At 34.7% G+C, this 19760-nt stretch carries 14 protein-coding genes; 6 read left to right on the plus strand and 8 right to left on the minus strand.

Annotation, left to right across the window (positions count from 1 at the left end):
* Window positions 1–192: 192 nt before the first annotated feature.
* The 6 genes from BIW12_RS16265 to BIW12_RS00570 all read left to right on the plus strand — a co-directional run bounded on the left by BIW12_RS16265 (window position 193) and on the right by BIW12_RS00570 (window position 12599).
* The gene (locus tag BIW12_RS16265) at window positions 193–7794 is read left to right on the plus strand and encodes a DUF7507 domain-containing protein (protein ID WP_071183320.1); all 7602 of its coding nucleotides are present in this window, start codon (window positions 193–195) and stop codon (window positions 7792–7794) included.
* A 67-nt stretch (window positions 7795–7861) separates the two neighbouring features.
* On the plus strand, window positions 7862–8773 hold the full coding sequence (locus BIW12_RS00550) for a PorP/SprF family type IX secretion system membrane protein (RefSeq protein ID WP_071183321.1): 912 nt from the start codon (window positions 7862–7864) through the stop codon (window positions 8771–8773).
* 74 nt (window positions 8774–8847) lie between these two features.
* Window positions 8848–9582: a tetratricopeptide repeat protein gene (locus tag BIW12_RS00555; RefSeq protein ID WP_083382020.1), complete on the plus strand. Its 735-nt coding sequence runs from the start codon at window positions 8848–8850 to the stop codon at window positions 9580–9582.
* A 38-nt stretch (window positions 9583–9620) separates the two neighbouring features.
* A complete protein-coding gene (locus tag BIW12_RS00560) occupies window positions 9621–10016 on the plus strand; it encodes a tetratricopeptide repeat protein (RefSeq protein WP_232227119.1) in 396 nt (131 codons plus the stop codon).
* Between the two features lie 35 nt (window positions 10017–10051).
* Entirely contained in the window at window positions 10052–11989 is a 1938-nt protein-coding gene (locus BIW12_RS00565) for an OmpA family protein (protein WP_071183322.1), read from the plus strand.
* A 226-nt stretch (window positions 11990–12215) separates the two neighbouring features.
* Window positions 12216–12599, plus strand: coding sequence for a flagellar motor protein MotB (locus tag BIW12_RS00570; protein WP_071183323.1), 384 nt, complete (start codon window positions 12216–12218; stop codon window positions 12597–12599).
* Between the two features lie 252 nt (window positions 12600–12851).
* Here the strand turns inward: BIW12_RS00570 and BIW12_RS00575 are convergent, their stop codons facing one another.
* The 8 genes from BIW12_RS00575 to BIW12_RS00610 form a co-directional block, all read right to left on the minus strand.
* The gene (locus BIW12_RS00575) at window positions 12852–13361 is read right to left on the minus strand and encodes a CAP domain-containing protein (RefSeq protein ID WP_071186040.1); all 510 of its coding nucleotides are present in this window, start codon (window positions 13359–13361) and stop codon (window positions 12852–12854) included.
* 307 nt (window positions 13362–13668) lie between these two features.
* Window positions 13669–14172, minus strand: coding sequence for a CAP domain-containing protein (locus tag BIW12_RS00580; RefSeq protein WP_071183324.1), 504 nt, complete (start codon window positions 14170–14172; stop codon window positions 13669–13671).
* A gap of 163 nt (window positions 14173–14335) precedes the next feature.
* Window positions 14336–14980 (minus strand): pyridoxamine 5'-phosphate oxidase, encoded by a 645-nt coding sequence (gene pdxH / locus BIW12_RS00585; RefSeq protein WP_071183325.1) that lies wholly within the window; start codon window positions 14978–14980, stop codon window positions 14336–14338.
* Between the two features lie 24 nt (window positions 14981–15004).
* The gene (locus tag BIW12_RS00590; protein ID WP_071183326.1) at window positions 15005–15910 is read right to left on the minus strand and encodes a ribonuclease Z; all 906 of its coding nucleotides are present in this window, start codon (window positions 15908–15910) and stop codon (window positions 15005–15007) included.
* Between the two features lie 74 nt (window positions 15911–15984).
* Window positions 15985–16320, minus strand: coding sequence for a ribonuclease Z (locus BIW12_RS00595; protein WP_071183327.1), 336 nt, complete (start codon window positions 16318–16320; stop codon window positions 15985–15987).
* Window positions 16321–16377: 57 nt separating this feature from the next.
* Window positions 16378–17304: an aspartate carbamoyltransferase catalytic subunit gene (locus BIW12_RS00600; protein ID WP_071183328.1), complete on the minus strand. Its 927-nt coding sequence runs from the start codon at window positions 17302–17304 to the stop codon at window positions 16378–16380.
* 88 nt (window positions 17305–17392) lie between these two features.
* Window positions 17393–17932, minus strand: a complete 540-nt coding sequence (gene pyrR / locus BIW12_RS00605) for a bifunctional pyr operon transcriptional regulator/uracil phosphoribosyltransferase PyrR (protein WP_071183329.1) — start codon at window positions 17930–17932, stop codon at window positions 17393–17395.
* Window positions 17933–18066: 134 nt separating this feature from the next.
* Window positions 18067–19686: an ABC-F family ATP-binding cassette domain-containing protein gene (locus BIW12_RS00610; RefSeq protein ID WP_071183330.1), complete on the minus strand. Its 1620-nt coding sequence runs from the start codon at window positions 19684–19686 to the stop codon at window positions 18067–18069.
* Window positions 19687–19760 lie beyond the last annotated feature (74 nt).

Raw genomic sequence — 19760 nt, forward strand, 5'->3', positions numbered from 1 at the left:
TTATCTTATTTTTAATTTAAAATAAACATTTTAAAGCCCCATCCTTTAATCTACTTCTTATTTACCATATTCTTAACCTACTACATTTTGGAAATAGGGCATTCAAGCATAGTTTAGATTATTCACTATTCTTGCCCTTAATCTAAATATTGCCTTACTATTTCTATTGTCAACTATTTAAATAATTAGAATATGGAAACAAATCTACCTTCTCAAAAGTTGAAACAAACCATTCTATTTTTTTTCTCGCTAATCATTTTTAGCATCACAAATGGTTTCGCTCAAGATACCTTTGATGGTAAATACTGTCCTGGTCCGGGAGCTGTGGGAGACGAATACGCCACAGGAATTGTATTTAGTCAACAAATTTTAGCAAGCCCCTCCTCCACCTGTCAAATTGGAACAATTCGAGCAAAAGTTGATACGCAGAATCAAGTCTTAAGATTAGGAATGAATATTGGTAATTCAGGTGCAGCGCTTTTTAGACTGTACTTAGACACCGATAACAACCCTTTAACCGGATTAACTTTAGATAGCTTTGGAGGGTCGTTAACCGTAGCCGGTGCTGAATATATTATCGAAATAAATTCGAATGCATCTACTTTTAATTTATATTCCGGAAATGGAAGTACCAAAACGCTGCTTCCTATTAGTAACGGACTAGCTGCTCTTAATGGAAGCGCCACAGGATGTGCCGGTGGTGGAGGTTCTTTCTTAGAATTTAATATTCCTTTTGGAAGTATCGATTTTAATATATGCGATATTAATAATCCTGGATTAATCAATATTACCAAACTCGCTTCCGTTAGTGGTAATTCAGACAACTCCAGTAGATGTACCGATACTCCTCTTACTTTCGGAATCCCTCTAACAGGATCTGTTACTCCGGATGCAACAGTATGTTCAGGTATTAACAGTACTCTACTATCTGTTAGCGGACTTGCCAATGGTTCTACAATTGTTAAATGGCAATCCTCTGTAAGTCCTTTTTCAATTTGGACAGATATAACTAACACAACTACAAGCTATACTGCCACAAATATTACGCAAACAACCAAATACAGAGCTGTATTTTCAAACACAGGATTATGTAGTGGAAGTAATATTGCTACGAGTGAAGCAACAATAACAGTATCGCCTACACCAATTGCTGCTATCAATATTTCAACTAATGTACCTTGCTTTGGTGGAAATAATGGTCAAGCAACGGCATCTGCGACAGGAGGAACTGCCAATTATTCCTTTAGCTGGAACACAACTCCTGTTCAAAATACAGCTACAGCTTCCGGATTAACTGCAGGAACTTATACCGTTACCGTAACTGATTCTAAAGGATGTACTGATACCGAGTCTATAACCATAACACAACCTAATGCAGCTCTTGCTGCTTCTATCTCTTCTCAATCTAATGTAGATTGTTATGGAAATAGCACTGGTAGTGTAACCGTAGCTGGTGCTAATGGTACGGCTCCTTATACTTATGCCATTGATGGTACAACTTTTGGTAGCAGCGGAACTTTCAATAATCTTGCAGCGGGTGCTTATACTGTAACGGTTAAAGATGCTAATGGATGTACTACTACTCAGGCTGTAACAATCACTCAGCCGAATGCAGCTCTTGCTACTTCTATCTCTTCTCAATCTAATGTAGATTGTTATGGAAATAGTACTGGTAGTGTAACCGTAGCTGGTGCTAATGGTACGGCTCCTTATACTTATGCCATTGATGGTACAACTTTTGGTAGCAGCGGAACTTTCAATAATCTTGCAGCGGGTGCTTATACTGTAACGGTTAAAGATGCTAATGGATGTACTACTACTCAGGCTGTAACAATCACTCAGCCGAATGCAGCTCTTACTGCTTCTATCTCTTCTCAATCTAATGTAGATTGTTATGGAAATAGCACTGGTAGTGTAACTGTAGCTGGTGCTAATGGTACGGCTCCTTATACTTATGCCATTGATGGTACAACTTTTGGTAGCAGCGGAACTTTCAATAATCTTGCAGCGGGTGCTTATACTGTAACGGTTAAAGATGCTAATGGATGTACTACTACTCAGGCTGTAACAATCACTCAGCCGAATGCAGCTCTTACTGCTTCTATCTCTTCTCAATCTAATGTAGATTGTTATGGAAATAGCACTGGTAGTGTAACTGTAGCTGGTGCTAATGGTACGGCTCCTTATACTTATGCCATTGATGGTACAACTTTTGGTAGCAGCGGAACTTTCAATAATCTTGCAGCGGGTGCTTATACTGTAACGGTTAAAGATGCTAATGGATGTACTACTACTCAGGCTGTAACAATCACTCAGCCGAATGCAGCTCTTGCTGCTTCTATCTCTTCTCAATCTAATGTAGATTGTTATGGAAATAGCACTGGTAGTGTAACCGTAGCTGGTGCTAATGGTACGGCTCCTTATACTTATGCCATTGATGGTACAACTTTTGGTAGCAGCGGAACTTTCAATAATCTTGCAGCGGGTGCTTATACTGTAACGGTTAAAGATGCTAATGGATGTACTACTACTCAGGCTGTAACAATCACTCAGCCGAATGCAGCTCTTGCTGCTTCTATCTCTTCTCAATCTAATGTAGATTGTTATGGAAATAGCACTGGTAGTGTAACCGTAGCTGGTGCTAATGGTACGGCTCCTTATACTTATGCCATTGATGGTACAACTTTTGGTAGCAGCGGAACTTTCAATAATCTTGCAGCGGGTGCTTATACTGTAACGGTTAAAGATGCTAATGGATGTACTACAACTCAGGCTGTAACAATCACTCAGCCGAATGCAGCTCTTGCTGCTTCTATCTCTTCTCAATCTAATGTAGATTGTTATGGAAATAGTACTGGTAGTGTAACTGTAGCTGGTGCTAATGGTACGGCTCCTTATACTTATGCCATTGATGGTACAACTTTTGGTAGCAGCGGAACTTTCAATAATCTTGCAGCGGGTGCTTATACTGTAACGGCTAAAGATGCTAATGGATGTACTACTACTCAGGCTGTAACAATCACTCAGCCGAATGCAGCTCTTGCTGCTTCTATCTCTTCTCAATCTAATGTAGATTGTTATGGAAATAGTACTGGTAGTGTAACCGTAGCTGGTGCTAATGGTACGGCTCCTTATACTTATGCCATTGATGGTACAACTTTTGGTAGCAGCGGAACTTTCAATAATCTTGCAGCAGGTGCTTATACTGTAACGGTTAAAGATGCTAATGGATGTACTACAACTCAGGCTGTAACAATCACTCAGCCGAATGCAGCTCTTACTGCTTCTATCTCTTCTCAATCTAATGTAGATTGTTATGGAAATAGCACTGGTAATGTAACTGTAGCTGGTGCTAATGGTACGGCTCCTTATACTTATGCCATTGATGGTACAACTTTTGGTAGCAGCGGAATTTTCAATAATCTTGCAGCGGGTGCTTATACTGTAACGGTTAAAGATGCTAATGAGTGTACTACTACTCAGGCTGTAACAATCACTCAGCCGAACGCAGCTCTTACTGCTTCTATCTCTTCTCAATCTAATGTAGATTGTTATGGAAATAGCACTGGTAGTGTAACCGTAGCTGGTGCTAATGGTACGGCCCCTTATACTTATGCCATTGATGGTACAACTTTTGGTAGCAGCGGAATTTTCAATAATCTTGCAGCGGGTGCTTATACTGTAACGGTTAAAGATGCTAATGGATGTACTACTACTCAGGCTGTAACAATCACTCAGCCGAATGCAGCTCTTGCTGCTTCTATCTCTTCTCAATCTAATGTAGATTGTTATGGAAATAGTACTGGTAGTGTAACCGTAGCTGGTGCTAATGGTACGGCTCCTTATACTTATGCCATTGATGATACAACTTTTGGTAGCAGCGGAATTTTCAATAATCTTGCAGCGGGTGCTTATACTGTAACGGTTAAAGATGCTAATGGATGTACTACTACTCAGGCTGTAACAATCACTCAGCCGAATGCAGCTCTTGCTGCTTCTATCTCTTCTCAATCTAATGTAGATTGTTATGGAAATAGCACTGGTAGTGTAACCGTAGCTGGTGCTAATGGTACGGCTCCTTATACTTATGCCATTGATGGTACAACTTTTGGTAGCAGCGGAATTTTCAATAATCTTGCAGCGGGTGCTTATACTGTAACGGTTAAAGATGCTAATGGATGTACTACTACTCAGGCTGTAACAATCACTCAGCCGAATGCAGCTCTTGCTGCTTCTATCTCTTCTCAATCTAATGTAGATTGTTATGGAAATAGTACTGGTAGTGTAACCGTAGCTGGTGCTAATGGTACGGCTCCTTATACTTATGCCATTGATGGTACAACTTTTGGTAGCAGCGGAATTTTCAATAATCTTGCAGCGGGTGCTTATACTGTAACGGTTAAAGATGCTAATGGATGTACTACTACTCAGGCTGTAACAATCACTCAGCCTGAGGTTGTCGTTTCAATAAGCGGAATTGTCTCCAATGTAACTTGCTTTGGTGAAGCTAACGGTTCTATTGCGGTAATAAATAGCCCAGGTTCAACTGTAGTAATTACAAACGCAAATAATGAAATAGTTTCGAATACAAACTTAGCAGCAGGAACTTATACTTTAACTGCTACTGCTCCTGGGGGTAACCAAGGACAAAATTGTACCGCTACTGCTCAGGTAACAATCGGCCAACCTGAAATCGCCGTTTCGGTAAGCGGAATTGCCACCAATGCAACTTGCTTTGGTGAAGCTAACGGTTCTATTGCGGTAACAAACAGCCCAGATTCAACTGTAGTGATTACAAATGCAAATAATGAAATAGTTTCAAATACAAACTTAGTAGCAGGAACTTATACTTTAACTGCTACTGCTCCTGGGGGAAACCAGGGACAGAATTGTACCGCTACTGCTCAGGTAACAATCAGCCAACCTGACGCTACATTAACTGCAACAGCAATAATAACCAACAACAATAATTGTGTAGGATGTAGCAATGGAACTATCAATATTACCCCTACCGGAGGAACAGTTCCTTATTCATTCACCTGGTCTAATGGAACTTTAACTGAAGATATTTCATCTTTACCAAAAGGTCAATATAATGTTGAAATAAAAGATGCTAACGGTTGTATTGCTAATTATACTTACTTCATCACTGAATCCGGAATTCAAATACTTAAAGATGCAACCTATGTTGACTCTAATCAAGATGGTAAAACAAATGTGGGTGATGTAGTAGCTTATAACTTTGTTATCACTAATACCGGAAATGTGACTTTAACCAATATTACAGTCACCGATAACAATGCTGTTGTAAACGGTGGACCTATTGCCTCTCTTGCTCCCGGAGCAACTGATACAACTACTTTCTCGGCTTCGCACACTATCACACAAAACGACATTAACACAGGATACGTGTACAATCTGGCTTTGGCTACTGCCAATGATCCTAAAGGAAATGACGTAACAGATACTTCGTCTGACCCTACTCCTTGTACTTCTTGTCCTGTTAACCCAGAATGTACTGATTGTACTATCACGGAATTAAATCAATCTCCAAGTATCTCTATCACTAAAGATGGAACTTATGTAGATACCAATCAGGATGGTAAAACAAATGTGGGTGATGTAGTAACTTATAACTTTGTTATCACTAATACCGGAAATGTGACTTTAACCAATATTACAGTTACTGATAACAATGCTGTTGTAAGCGGTGGACCTATTGCCTCTCTTGCTCCCGGAGCAACTGATACAACTACTTTCTCGGCTTCGCATACTATTACACAAAACGACCTCAACACAGGATTTGTGTACAATCTGGCTTTGGCTACTGCCAAAGATCCTAAAGGAAATGACGTAACAGATACTTCGTCTGACCCAACTCCTTGTACTTCTTGTCCTGTTAACCCAGAATGTACTGATTGTACTATCACGGAATTGAATCAATCTCCAAGTATCTCTATCACTAAAGATGGAACTTATGTAGATACCAATCAGGATGGCAAAACAAATGTGGGTGATGTAGTATCATACAAATTTGTTATAACAAACACTGGTAATGTAACCTTAACTAACGTAACGGTAACTGATAATAATGCAACTGTAACTGGTGGACCTATTGCAACTCTGGCTCCCGGTGCAACAGATGCAACTACTTTCTCGGCTTCACATACTATTACTCAGGACGATATCAACAAAGGTGTAGTTTACAATTTGGCTTTGGCTACGGCAAAAGATCCTAAAGGAAATGACGTAACAGATACTTCGTCTGACCCAACTCCTTGTACTTCTTGTCCTGTTAACCCAGAATGTACTGATTGTACTATCACGGAATTGAATCAATCTCCAAGTATCTCTATCACTAAAGATGGAACTTATGTAGATACCAATCAGGATGGCAAAACAAATGTGGGTGATGTAGTATCATACAAATTTGTTATAACAAACACTGGTAATGTAACCTTAACTAACGTAACGGTAACTGATAATAATGTAACTGCAACTGGTGGACCTATTGCAACTCTGGCTCCCGGTGCAACAGATGCAACTACTTTCTCGGCTTCACATACTATTACTCAGGACGATATCAACAAAGGTGTAGTTTACAATTTGGCTTTGGCTACGGCAAAAGATCCTAAAGGAAATGACGTAACAGATACTTCGTCTGACCCAACTCCTTGTACTTCTTGTCCTGTTAACCCGGAATGTACTGATTGTACTATCACGGAATTGAATCAATCTCCAAGTATAGCCTTAGTAAAAACAGCTGTATTTAATGATACCAATAATGATGGTTATGCTCAGGTTGGTGAAAAAATAAATTATAGTTTTACAGTAACTAATACTGGAAACGTAACCATCAGTAATATCATCATCACAGATCCATTAGTTGGATTAGCATTAACAGGAAATCCAATAGCTAGTTTAGCTCCTGCTGCCAGTAATAATTCGGTTACCGGAGTTTACACCATAACACAGGCTGATATCAATGCTGGCAGAGTAACCAACTCGGCTTTAGCAACCGGAAAAGATCCAAAAAACAACAACGTAACCGATACTTCAGGAACAACTGTCGAAAATGATACACCAACAGTTATAACACTTCCTCAAAATCCGGGACTAAATGTTGATAAAACAGCTATTGTCATTAGTCGAGGTAGCGAAAGTGAAGTTTACAGCTTTATTGATGATGTTATCAACTACACTATAACTGTTACTAATACTGGTAATGTTACAATTAATAACATCATAGTTAAAGATCCATTAACCGGATTAGATACTACAAATCAAGCATTCAGTCTTGCTCCCGGAGAATCAATGGTTTTTTCTCAAAGCTATACTATCACATTAAATGACATGAGAGCTGATAGTGTAACCAATACTGCTACTGCCAATGGACAAGGTCCTAATAACACAACTATTAGTGCTGAGGATACTGTAGTTGTCGAAAAAGCACAAGTTTTAGGCTGTGGTACTATAGTAGTTCACAATGCTTTTACTCCAAATGGAGATTCTTTTAACGAAGTATTTAAAATTGATGGTATTGATGATGTTATCTGTTATCCTAGCAATACTGTCGAAATTTACAACCGTTGGGGAGTACTGGTTTATGAAGCCAGAGGATATAACAATGAGGATGTATCATTCAAAGGTATTTCTGAGGGAAGAGTTACAGTTGACAAATCGGCTGGATTACCTACCGGAACTTATTTCTATATCTTGAACTATACCGCTGTAGATTTACAAGGAGAGAATATCGCTAAAAGAGAACAAGGTTACCTATACCTTTCCAGATAAAAAAACTCAAATCTAATACCTGAGGTTTTATTAAACAAACCTCAGGTAATTATAAAACTTAAGTCAGATGAAAACAAAATTACTACTAATCAGTTTGATGTTTACAACAGTGGTAAGTTATGCACAACAAGATGCACAATTTACACAGTACATGTACAACACTATAAATGTAAATCCGGCTTATGCCGGTTCGAGAGGTGCAATGAGTATATTTGCCCTGCATCGAACCCAGTGGGTTGGATTAGACGGAGCTCCTACAACTAATGCGGTTTCTATTAACACTCCTTTTAACAATAGCAGATTGGGTTTAGGTGTATCGATTATTAATGACAGAATTGGTCCAACTACTGAAAACACATTATCTACCGACCTGTCTTACACCATACCAACTTCTGAAACTGTAAAACTATCTTTTGGTATTAAAGCTACAGCTAATTTATTTGATTTAGATCCTAATAAACTAAATCCTGAAAATAGTGGTGATCCTAAATTACAGGGCTTCAATAATAGATTTACACCTAATATTGGTGCTGGAGTATATCTTCATTCTGATAAAGCTTATGTAGGTTTATCAATCCCAAACTTCATAGAATCAAATCGCTATGATGATAATGATGTAGCTCTTTTTAAAGAAAAAATGACTTACTATTTAATTGCCGGTTATGTTATGGATTTAAGTTATAATCTTAAATTCAAACCTGCTTTATTAACTAAAATGGTGCAGGGATCTCCTTTACAGGTAGATGTTTCTGGTAATTTTATGTTTTTTGACAAATTAACAGCCGGTATTGCCTATCGCTGGAGTGCTTCTGTAAGTGCCATGGTTGGCTTCCAAGTTTCTGATGCCATGTATATTGGCTATGGATATGATTTAGAAACGACCAAATTAGACAATTACAATTCCGGTTCACATGAAATTTTCTTGAGATACGAAATTTTCAAAAACAATAAAAAAATTACAACTCCAAGATTTTTCTAGACATTTATTTAGCCCAAAAAAGTGTGACCTATCAACTTAATCAGTGATGAATTAAGTAAAAAAACAATGAAATCATGACACTTTTAAAAACAATTATTATAGAGAATTCTATTTTTCTTTACTTAATAATAGCAAGTGTTTTTTCATGTACTATCTATTCGCAAAAATTAAAATTATCTGTTGATCAAATAAAAGATTCTTTAAAAACGTCTTTAACAGGTTCAGAAGTAATACCAAATCGAATAAAAACCATAATATCCTACAAAGTAGTAGAAACAATCAATATGACATTTGGTGGTTACACTGTTACCTATGTAGTTTCAGACATAAGTTTAATAAATACAACTGATTTAGGTCCCAACAATACCCGAATTGTGACCCCCATTTTTGATATAAAAAGACAATACATTAACGATAAAAAAAAATCCGTAATTGACTCACTAAAACCAATGCCTAAGAATAATTATAATTCAGATATAACCGTAAATTTAAATATACCTGAAAAACCAATATATGAAGACACAGATCCAAGTAATGGCGTTGAATATATTGATATTATAAAAACCTATGAAAGAGTTGTTGGAAAAGGATTCAAATCGGTTGAAATGTTTAAAAAATTAGCAAACGCCTATTATTTTAGAGGAAAACTGGACAAAGCCGCTAAATACTATCAGGAATTATTCAATATGACCTCTGATTTAGAAGCTGAATATTATTTCCGTTATGCGCAATCTTTAAAATTTATCAATAAAAAAGATAAAGCTAATGAAATGATGAAAATATACCATCAAAAAGACAATGGTTTATAACTAATTGACTTAAAAACATGAACTAAAAACCTATTATTATGAAAAATTATTTAGTTGTTTACATGATAATGATAAGTATTTTTTCATGTGCTATTTATTCGCAAAATGAAAAAAAAGTAATTGTACCCAATAAAAACAAAACCAATTATTCAGACATAGATCCTTTAAAAACCTATGAGAGAGTAATTGAAAAAGGATACAAATCAGCCGATATGTTAAAAAAAATAGGAAATGCCTATTACTTTAATGAAGAACTGGACAAAGCGGCTAAATGGTATCAGGAATTATTTTCAATGAATACCATTACTGATTTAGAACCTGAATATTATTTTAGATACGCCCGCTCTTTAAAATCTATTAATAAAAATGATGAAGCCAATGAAATGATGAAGATATTCAATCAAAAAATAGAGGCAAATACCGAAAAAAATTAAAACTCCTAGATCCATCCATATAAAAAACAAATATTATGAAAAAAAATATACTCCTTTGCGTAGCTATAATAAGTGTTTTTTCATTCAACATTTATTCACAAAAAGCTAGTTTGGCTTCAGCTGACAAAAAATATGACAGCTATGCCTATATTAATGCTATTAAAACTTATGAAAGGGTTGTCGAAAAAGGATATAAATCGGCAATACTGTATCAAAAGTTAGGTAATGCTTACTATTTCAATGCCGAATTAGACAAAGCCGCTAAATGGTATGGCGAATTATTTGCCATGACCACTGACTTAGAACCTGAATATTATTTCCGCTATGCCCAATCATTGCGTTCAATTGGTGAGAATAATAAAGCCAATGAGATAATGAATAAATTTACAGAATTATCAAACAATGATAATAGAGGACAATTGTTCAAAAAAAACCAGAATTATCTTGATGCTATAAAAGAAAACTCAGGAAGATACAAAATTGAAAATGCCGGAATAAATTCTAAATATTCAGATTATGGAACAACAATCCATGACAACAAAATTTATTTTGCAACCGCCAGAGATACTGGAGGTTTAGGTCATAGAAAACATTCCTGGACTGATCAATTCTTTACAAATATATACACCGCTGATTTAGGCGACGAAATGACTGCCGGAAATCCTAAGAAATTTAATCGCTCTATTAATACTAAATTTCACGAAGCCACTCCCGTTTTTACAAAAGATGGAAATACAATGTATTTTACACGAAATAACTATCTCGAAGGAAAAAAAGGAAGAGATGGAAACAACGTCAATTTGGTAAAAATATACAAATCTACTTTAGTTGATGGAAAATGGACTAATACAAGCGAATTGTCTTTTAATAGTGATAATTACAGCACCGCCCATCCTTCATTAAGTCCTGACGAAAAAACATTATACTTTGCTTCGGATATGCCGGGAACATTAGGACAATCAGATATATTTAAAGTTAAAATAAACGAAGACGGAAGTTTTGGAAATCCCGAAAATTTAGGTAATCCAATCAATACATCCGGACGTGAAACTTTCCCTCATATAAACGATGAAAACGAACTCTACTTTGCCTCAGATGGGCATCCCGGTCTGGGAGGATTAGATATATTTGTTTCAAAACTCAATCCCAGCGGTTCATTTAATGAAGTTCAAAATATAGGTGCCGACGCAAATTCTCAAAAAGATGACTTTGCTTATGTAATCGATACAAAATCCCGAAGAGGTTTTCTAAGTTCTAACAGAGACGGAGGTCAGGGATTTGATGATATATATAATTTTTTAGAAACCAAAAGACTTATCTGTGAACAATTACTTTATGGAGAAATAACCGATATTGAATCTAAAATTCTATTACCCGGTACCAAATTAAGTTTGTATGACAGTCAATATAATCTGGTTAGCACCACAACTTCTGATGAAAAAGGAAACTATTCTTTTGCCGTAGAATGTGGAAAGAAATATAGTGTAAGAGCCGAAAAAGAAGATTATACCACCATTGAAGAAAAAGTTACTATTGCCAAAGAAAATGGAAAAACACATTTCCCGCTTGCATTGGAAAAAGCTAAATGTAAAGTAACAGTAGGTGATGATTTAGGTAAATGTTTTGGTATCAAAATGATTTATTTTGATTTTGACAAATCCGATATTCGAGTGGAAGCCGCTATAGACCTCGAAAAAATATTAGATGTTATGAACGAATATCCAAAAATGAAACTCGATATCCGCTCACATACTGATAGTCGTGGTTCTTCTAAATACAATGAATCTTTATCCGATAGAAGAGCCAAATCTACTATTGCATGGTTAATTAAAAACGGAATAAATCCAAATCGATTAATTGGAAAAGGATATGGTGAAAATCAACTTGTTAACCAATGTTCCGACGGAGTAAAATGTACAGAAGAAGAGCATCAAATGAACCGAAGAAGCGAATTTATTATTACTGCTCTTTAACTAATACATCCATTTTTTTGAGCATTATTTCTAAAATACTTGTACTAAAAAAAACACAAATTCCAATAATTTTAAAAATAATGCTCAAAAAAACAGTCTTTTTATTAAATATATAGATATTTCTATTAAATTTAAATCCTCTTAATTACACAAAAATTAGCAACACAATAATTTTTATGTAAAAAAACAACGGTATTATGACAAAAAAAACACTTAAATTTAGAATATGAAAATACCCCAAATCTATTTTTTTATTTTAGTAAGTCTGTTATCCTATAGTGGATATTCTCAAAATCCAAAAGTTTTTATCACCGAAAGAGTTGGCGAGAGTTACGCATATGTAAATGTTACAAAAACTTACGAAAGAGTCGCCGAGAAAGGATACAAATCTATTGATTTGTTTCAAAAATTAGGTAATGCTTTCTACACTGATTTAAACATGGGAAAAGCCGCTAAATGGTATGGCGAATTATTTGCAATGACAATGGATTTAGATGCAATATATTATGATCAATATGCAAAATCATTGTACGCTATTGGCGAAAATGAAAAAGCCAATTATATTATGGAGCAATTAAAACAAAAAATTAATTCAATCAAAAACAAATAACGAAGATTCGTTTATTCTAACCACACTAAAACAGTTGCAAATTATAATATTTTGCAGCTGTTTTTTTTGCATCATAAAGATTATTGCAAAACCAATATTCATAAATATGACTATTCGTTTCTTATACCAGTTGCGGACAGCCATATTCATAAAAATATCTTTTGGTCAATAATAATTTCAACTCTAAGCACATACAATAAAAAAGAGGCTGCTTAATCAAAAACAGCCTCTTTAACACAAACTCAAACTCAATTATAATTTAGCAAAAATATTGGTATAATATTTTTCACCTGTAGCAGAATCCTCTTTTATAGCTAAACCAAAATGAGTGAAATTACCAACAATATTCACCCTGTGTTTAGGACTGTTTAACCAGGCATTCAAAACTGATTTTGCTGAATGGTAATTAAAAGCAATATTCTCAGCAACTGCCTTAGCTCCTAAAACCTTCATTATATTTTCGGAACGGGCATAAAAATCATAATGATTCAAAACCTTATTATTAATCATATAAATATCATGCTCTTCTGATTTGAATGATATATGATTAATTTTTTCTAAACGATTCAAGCCTATACTGACCCTATAATCATTAATTAAATCCATAGTTTCTAATTCAGAAACATTGTAAGTGTAATTTAAAACTAATTCTGGTTTAACTTTAGAACTTAAGTTCTCTGACTCCTTATTATCAGATGCACAGGAATTTAACATAAATAAAGCCGATAACAGCATTATTTTAGGCAATAAATTTAATTTCATACAGTTTTGGTTGGTTTTTTTTGGTTTTATTTTTTTTTGGTTCTGCCAAACATACAAGTTTAATCGATTACACAAAAAAAAAACAGAAAATCAAATGTAATTTTAACATTAATTAAATGTTACCAATAATTTTTCTTACGGAATAAAAAAAGCAATAAAGAACTACTTTTCAACTTCTTACAAAAAAATAAAAGCAAAAAAAAAGAGGCTGTAATTGGGGATTTACAACCTCTTTATTTTTTTTAATACCAAAAGAGAATCGATTTGGGGAAAAATTCTCTTTGGTACTAAATAAAAACCAAAAAAATTAAATTTTTGCAAAAATATTAGTGTAATATTTTTTTCCTGTTGTTTGATTAGATCGAATAGAAATTCCAAAATGAGTATAATTCCCTTCAATATTTTTCTTGTGTGCAGGACTATTCAACCAAGCATTTAAAGCAGATTGTGGACTATTATAATTATAAGCAATATTCTCACCTACTGTTTTAGCTCCTAATAACTTCATAATATTTGTAGAACGATCTACAAAACCATCATGACTTACCACATTATTATCAATCATATAATAATCATGCTCTTCAGATTTATATGAAATATGATTGATAATCTCTAAAGGATTCAAACCTATACTTACTCTATAATCATTAATCAATTTCATAGTTTCTAACTCAGTTGCACTATAGGTATAATTCTCTACAATTACCGCAGAAGTTGAATCAGCAGTTACTTCTGAAGAATCAGATGAACAAGAATCCAATGTAAATATTACTGTTAAAAGCAACATTAATTTGAGTAAATTTACTTTCATAAGCTAGTAGTTTAAGTTTAAAGTAGATTGTGGGGCAAACTCTTTAAATGTGTTAGTTTGTGTTCTTATTTGTTATTCAAACATACAACACTTTATCGGTAAACTACAAAAAAAATCGACGAAATACATCTTTTTTACCTAAAAAAGAAATTTTTCTTACATATCAAGGCGATAATCGTTCTTTTTTCCATGAGTAATCCTCCTGAAGAGAATAACGAATTCTGTCATGCAAACGATTGGCTCTTCCCTGCCAAAATTCAACTTCCACAGGACGAACAAGATAGCCTCCCCAATGTTTCGGTCTCGGGATAGATTTATTGCTAAAAGTCTTTTCTAATTCTTTTAAATTATCTTCTAAAAATTCACGGGAAGGAATAACTTCGCTTTGATTTGAAACAACCGCTCCTAACTTGCTCCCTTCTGGACGGGAATCAAAATAATTATCAGATATATTTTCAGTTGTCTTTTCGGCAATTCCTTTGATGATAACCTGACGTTCAGCCGAATGCCAAAAAAAAGAAAGACAAACATTAGAATTTTGCTCTATTGCTTTCCCTTTTTCTGAATTATAATTGGTATAAAAAATAAATCCTTCTTCGTTGTATTTTTTCAATAACACAACTCTTGCCTTTGGAAAACCATCCAAACCAAAAGTAGAAACAGTCATGGCATTAACTTCCTCATTTCCTCCAAAATCCTCCACTTCGTGAAACCAACGATGAAAAAGATTAATAGGATCTTCGGGAATATTAGATTCCAATAATTCACTCTTTTCATAAGATCTTCTATAATTACTTAAATCTTCCATTGTATATTGTAATTAGTATTATAACTATAAATCAAAGCTTACGCCATCATCTGCCAATAAAATAGCAGGAAAAACCGTTTCAGCTTCTTCTTTAAACAAATTGATATTGTCATATCGGGTAGAATAATGACCTAAAATAAGTTGTTTTACCTGAGCTTTTTTAGCAATAGTAGCTGCTTCTATAGCTGTTGAATGCATTGTTTTAGCGGCTAAATTCTCCTCAGATTGCAAAAAAGTAGCTTCGTGGTACAAAACGTCGGCTTTTTCGATTATTAACAAAATAGCTTCATTATAAGCTGTATCTGAACAAAAAGCATAACTTCGGGGAATTTCAGGATCAAATGTCAATTGTACATTAGGAATGAGAGTTCCATTATCCAAAAGAATGTCTTTACCATTTTTTATATTCTGATAATAACATTTCTCGATTTGGTACTTCTGGACCGCTTCAATGTTCAGTTTTCTTTTATCTATTTTTTCCTGAAATAAAAATCCATTGGTATAAATACGATGTTTTAATGGTATGGTTTTCACCAAAACTTTTTCATCCTCATAAATCACTTCACTTTCCTTTGATGTTAATTCATGAAAATGCAGACCAAAATTAGGCCAGGAATTGGATAATCGCAATTGCAACATTATGATTTCCTTAATCCCTTTAGGACCGTAAATATGTAAATCGTTATTGCGATTTAGTAAAGAAAAAGTAGAAATTAAACCGATTAAACCATAAAAATGATCTCCATGCAAATGCGAAATGAAAATTTGGTTAATCTTAGAAAACTTGATTTTGTTTTTCCGAAGTTGGACTTGTGTTCCCTCCCCACAATCAATAAGAAACAATCTGTTTTTTATTTCTAAAATCTGAGCAGTAGGATTGGTAATTGTGCGAGGTGTTGCTGCATAACAGCCTAGAATAGTTAATTTCATTTAAGATTATTAATTTTAGATTGAGTAAGTAACATTTAAGATTCATTCAAAACCTAAAATCTGAACTTTAAAATCTAAAATCCTAAGTCTCTCTCTATTTCTTCCATCTCAATAATATCATGAGCTTCTAACAAAGAGGGAACTACAGTAAATTTTTCAGGTAATGCGTTATAATCAAAATCGGCTACCACTACAACAAATGATTTTTTGGACTTCTTATGTTTTTTTGACAGAGGCAAAAACAACTTCAACTCGCTTACCGGTATTTCGTCTTTATAACCTAAAAGATCAATAATAATATTATGGTTTTCATAACTCTTATACTGATGTGTAACCTTCATCAAAAAAGAAGTAAAATCACCCTGAGTATCCTTAATTGTAATAGTATGGTCTTTTTGATCTACTTTCATTGCTTTGAAATTTTATTGTTAGATTACAAAAATCTAAAGTTACTAAGTTTTTTTTACTTACTGAATTTTTGATGCCAAAAGATAAATCACCGCCATTCTAATAGCTACTCCGTTTTCTACCTGGTTCAAAATAACCGATTGTCCGGAATCGGCTACCTCAGATGTTATCTCCACTCCTCTGTTGATTGGTCCCGGGTGCATAATTACAATTTCTTTGTTCAAAGACTCTAATAATGCTTTATCAACCCCGTATTGCTGTGCATATTCTCTTGTCGATGGAAAATAATTCACGTCCATTCTTTCGTTTTGAACGCGCAACATATTGGCTACATCGCACCATTCTAAAGCTTTTCGTAAATTAGGTTCTACTTTTACGCCAAGAGATTCAATGTATTTTGGAATCAATGTTTTAGGACCGCAAACTTTTACTTCGGCACCTTGCATTTGCAAAGCATAAATATTAGACAAGGCTACTCTTGAATGTAAAATATCCCCAACAATCACCACTTTTTTTCCGGCTACATCTCCTAATTTTTCTCTTATCGAATAACTGTCTAACAAAGCCTGAGTGGGATGTTCGTGAGCTCCGTCACCCGCATTTACAATACTGGCTTTTACATTTTTAGACAAAAAATAAGCAGCACCGGGATTAGCGTGACGCATCACCACCATATCCACTTTCATCGAAAGAATATTATTTACGGTATCAATAAGCGTTTCTCCTTTTTTAACCGAAGATTGTGCTGCCGAAAAACTAATCACATCAGCTGATAATCGTTTTTGGGCTAATTCAAATGACAATTTGGTTCTTGTACTATTTTCGAAAAAAATATTGGCAATGGTAATATCTCGTAACGAAGGCACTTTCTTTATAGGACGATTAATGACTTCTTTAAAATGATCGGCTGTTTCAAAAATAAGGTCAATATCATTTTTGTTGATATATTTTATTCCTAATAAATGATTTACGCTTAATTCGCTCATTGTTTTTTATTTGTTTGTAGTTTATTGTTTTTGGTTTTTAGTTTAAAGTAACAATGAACCATGAACAACAAACGATTCCTTTTTTAACTTAATTAGTAACCAGATAAACGGTGTCTTCGCCATCATTTTCTTTCCAACTCACTTTTACCTTCTCATCATTAATAGCATCCACCTGTCTTCCTCTATAGTCAGGCTGAATTGGTAAATCCCTACTAAAACGACGATCAATCAATGTTAACAATTCAATTCCTGAAGGCCTTCCAAAAGACTGAATAGCTGTCAAAGCCGCTCTAATACTTCTTCCGGTGTACAACACATCATCAATGAAAATAACTTTCTTATTTTCTACGATAAAATTGATATTGGTTTTATTGGCTTCCAATGGTTTTTCGGTTCTTCGAAAATCATCTCTAAAGAAAGTAATATCCAAATAGCCTAATTGTATTTCAGGAGTATTATATTCTTTTTCCAACAATTCCTTAAGACGATTGGCTAAAAAAGTTCCTCTGGGCTGAATACCTATCAAAATAGTATCTTTAAAATCAAGGTGTTTTTCAATTAGCTGACAAGCCAAACGATGAAGAATGATATTGACTTCTTTGGAATTAAGTAAAACTTTTTGAGTCATAGTAAAGTGTTATCTTGGGTCATGCAAAAATAGCACTTTTTTTCAACCCTTTTTTTAATTCTATTCAAAAAGCATAAAAAAAACCGTCTCAAATTAGTATCGAGACGGCATCTTCTTATTGTTTTCCCAATCCATTAAAGATTGTACATTTTCTTTCTTTGTTCCTGAATTTTTTCATCATCCAAATACTCATCAAATGTCATGTAACGGTCAATTACCCCATTAGGAGTCAACTCCACTACTCTGTTACCCACAGTTTGTGCGAACTCGTGGTCATGAGTGGTAAAAATTACAGAACCTTTGAAGTTCTTCAATGAGTTGTTAAAAGCCGTAATCGATTCCAAATCCAGGTGGTTTGTAGGTTCATCCAGCATCAAAATGTTAGCACGTTCCATCATCATTCGGGACAACATACAACGCACTTTTTCTCCTCCTGACAACACATTACTTGTTTTTAAAGCTTCTTCTCCTGAGAAAATCATTTTCCCTAAAAATCCTCTAATAAAAACCTCATCACGCTCTTCTTCGGTTTTTGCATATTGACGCAACCAGTCTACAAGTGATAAATCATTCTCAAAAAACGAATGATTTTCAACCGGCAAATAAGCCTGATTTGTAGTTACACCCCAGTCAAATTCTCCCGAATCCGGTTTTTGATTTCCATTCAAAATTTCGTAGAAAGCAGTTGTAGCACGGGAATCTTTTGAGAAAAGAACAATTTTGTCTCCTTTTGCCATATTCAAATCCACATCTTTGAACAATATTTCTCCATCAATAGAAGCACTTAAATTCTGAACATTCAAAATCTGGTCTCCTGCCTCACGCTCCTGATCAAATATAATCGCAGGATAACGACGGCTTGAAGGCTTGATTTCAGAAATATTCAATTTCGAAATCATTTTTTTACGGGAAGTCGCTTGTTTAGATTTCGCCACATTCGCAGAAAAACGACGAATAAACTCTTCCAATTCCGCTTTTTTCTCCTCTGCCTTTTTATTTTGTTGCGCTCTTTGTTTCGCCGCTAACTGGCTAGACTCGTACCAGAACGTATAGTTTCCTGAATAATGGTTGATTTTTCCAAAATCAATATCCGAAATATGCGTACAAACAGCATCCAGGAAGTGACGGTCGTGAGAAACCACAATTACTGTATTTTCATAATTAGCAAGGAAATTTTCTAACCATGCGATGGTTTCAAAATCCAGGTCGTTAGTAGGCTCATCCATAATCAACACATCAGGATTTCCAAAAAGTGCCTGCGCCAAAAGCACACGAACTTTCATTTTCCCTTCCATATCCGCCATCAACGTATAATGGTGTTCTTCGCCAATACCTAAATTCGACAACATCGAAGCAGCATCCGAATCGGCATTCCAACCGTTCATCTCTTCAAATTGCACTTGCAATTCTCCAATTCTGTCGGCATTTTTATCGTTATAATCTAAATAGAGTTCGTCCATTTCTTTCTTAACAGCATACAGGACTTTATTTCCCATAATTACGGTTTCTAAAACCGTATGCTCATCAAACATGTTGTGATTTTGGTTTAAAACCGACATACGTTTTCCAGGCTCTAACTGAACATGACCCGAAGTAGGATCCATATCGCCCGAAATGATTTTAAGAAAGGTAGATTTTCCAGCACCGTTAGCACCAATGACACCATAGATGTTACCGTGAGTAAAAGTGGTATTTACTTCGTCGAATAAAATTCGCTTGCCAAACTGAACTGATAAATTATTTACTGTTAACATGAATATTTTTTATAAAATTTGCTGCAAAAGTACAAAAAAATAGCTATTTATCAGAATGCTTTCTAAAGTTAGTT

Source organism: Flavobacterium commune (genome assembly GCF_001857965.1).
Lineage (GTDB): Bacteria > Bacteroidota > Bacteroidia > Flavobacteriales > Flavobacteriaceae > Flavobacterium > Flavobacterium commune.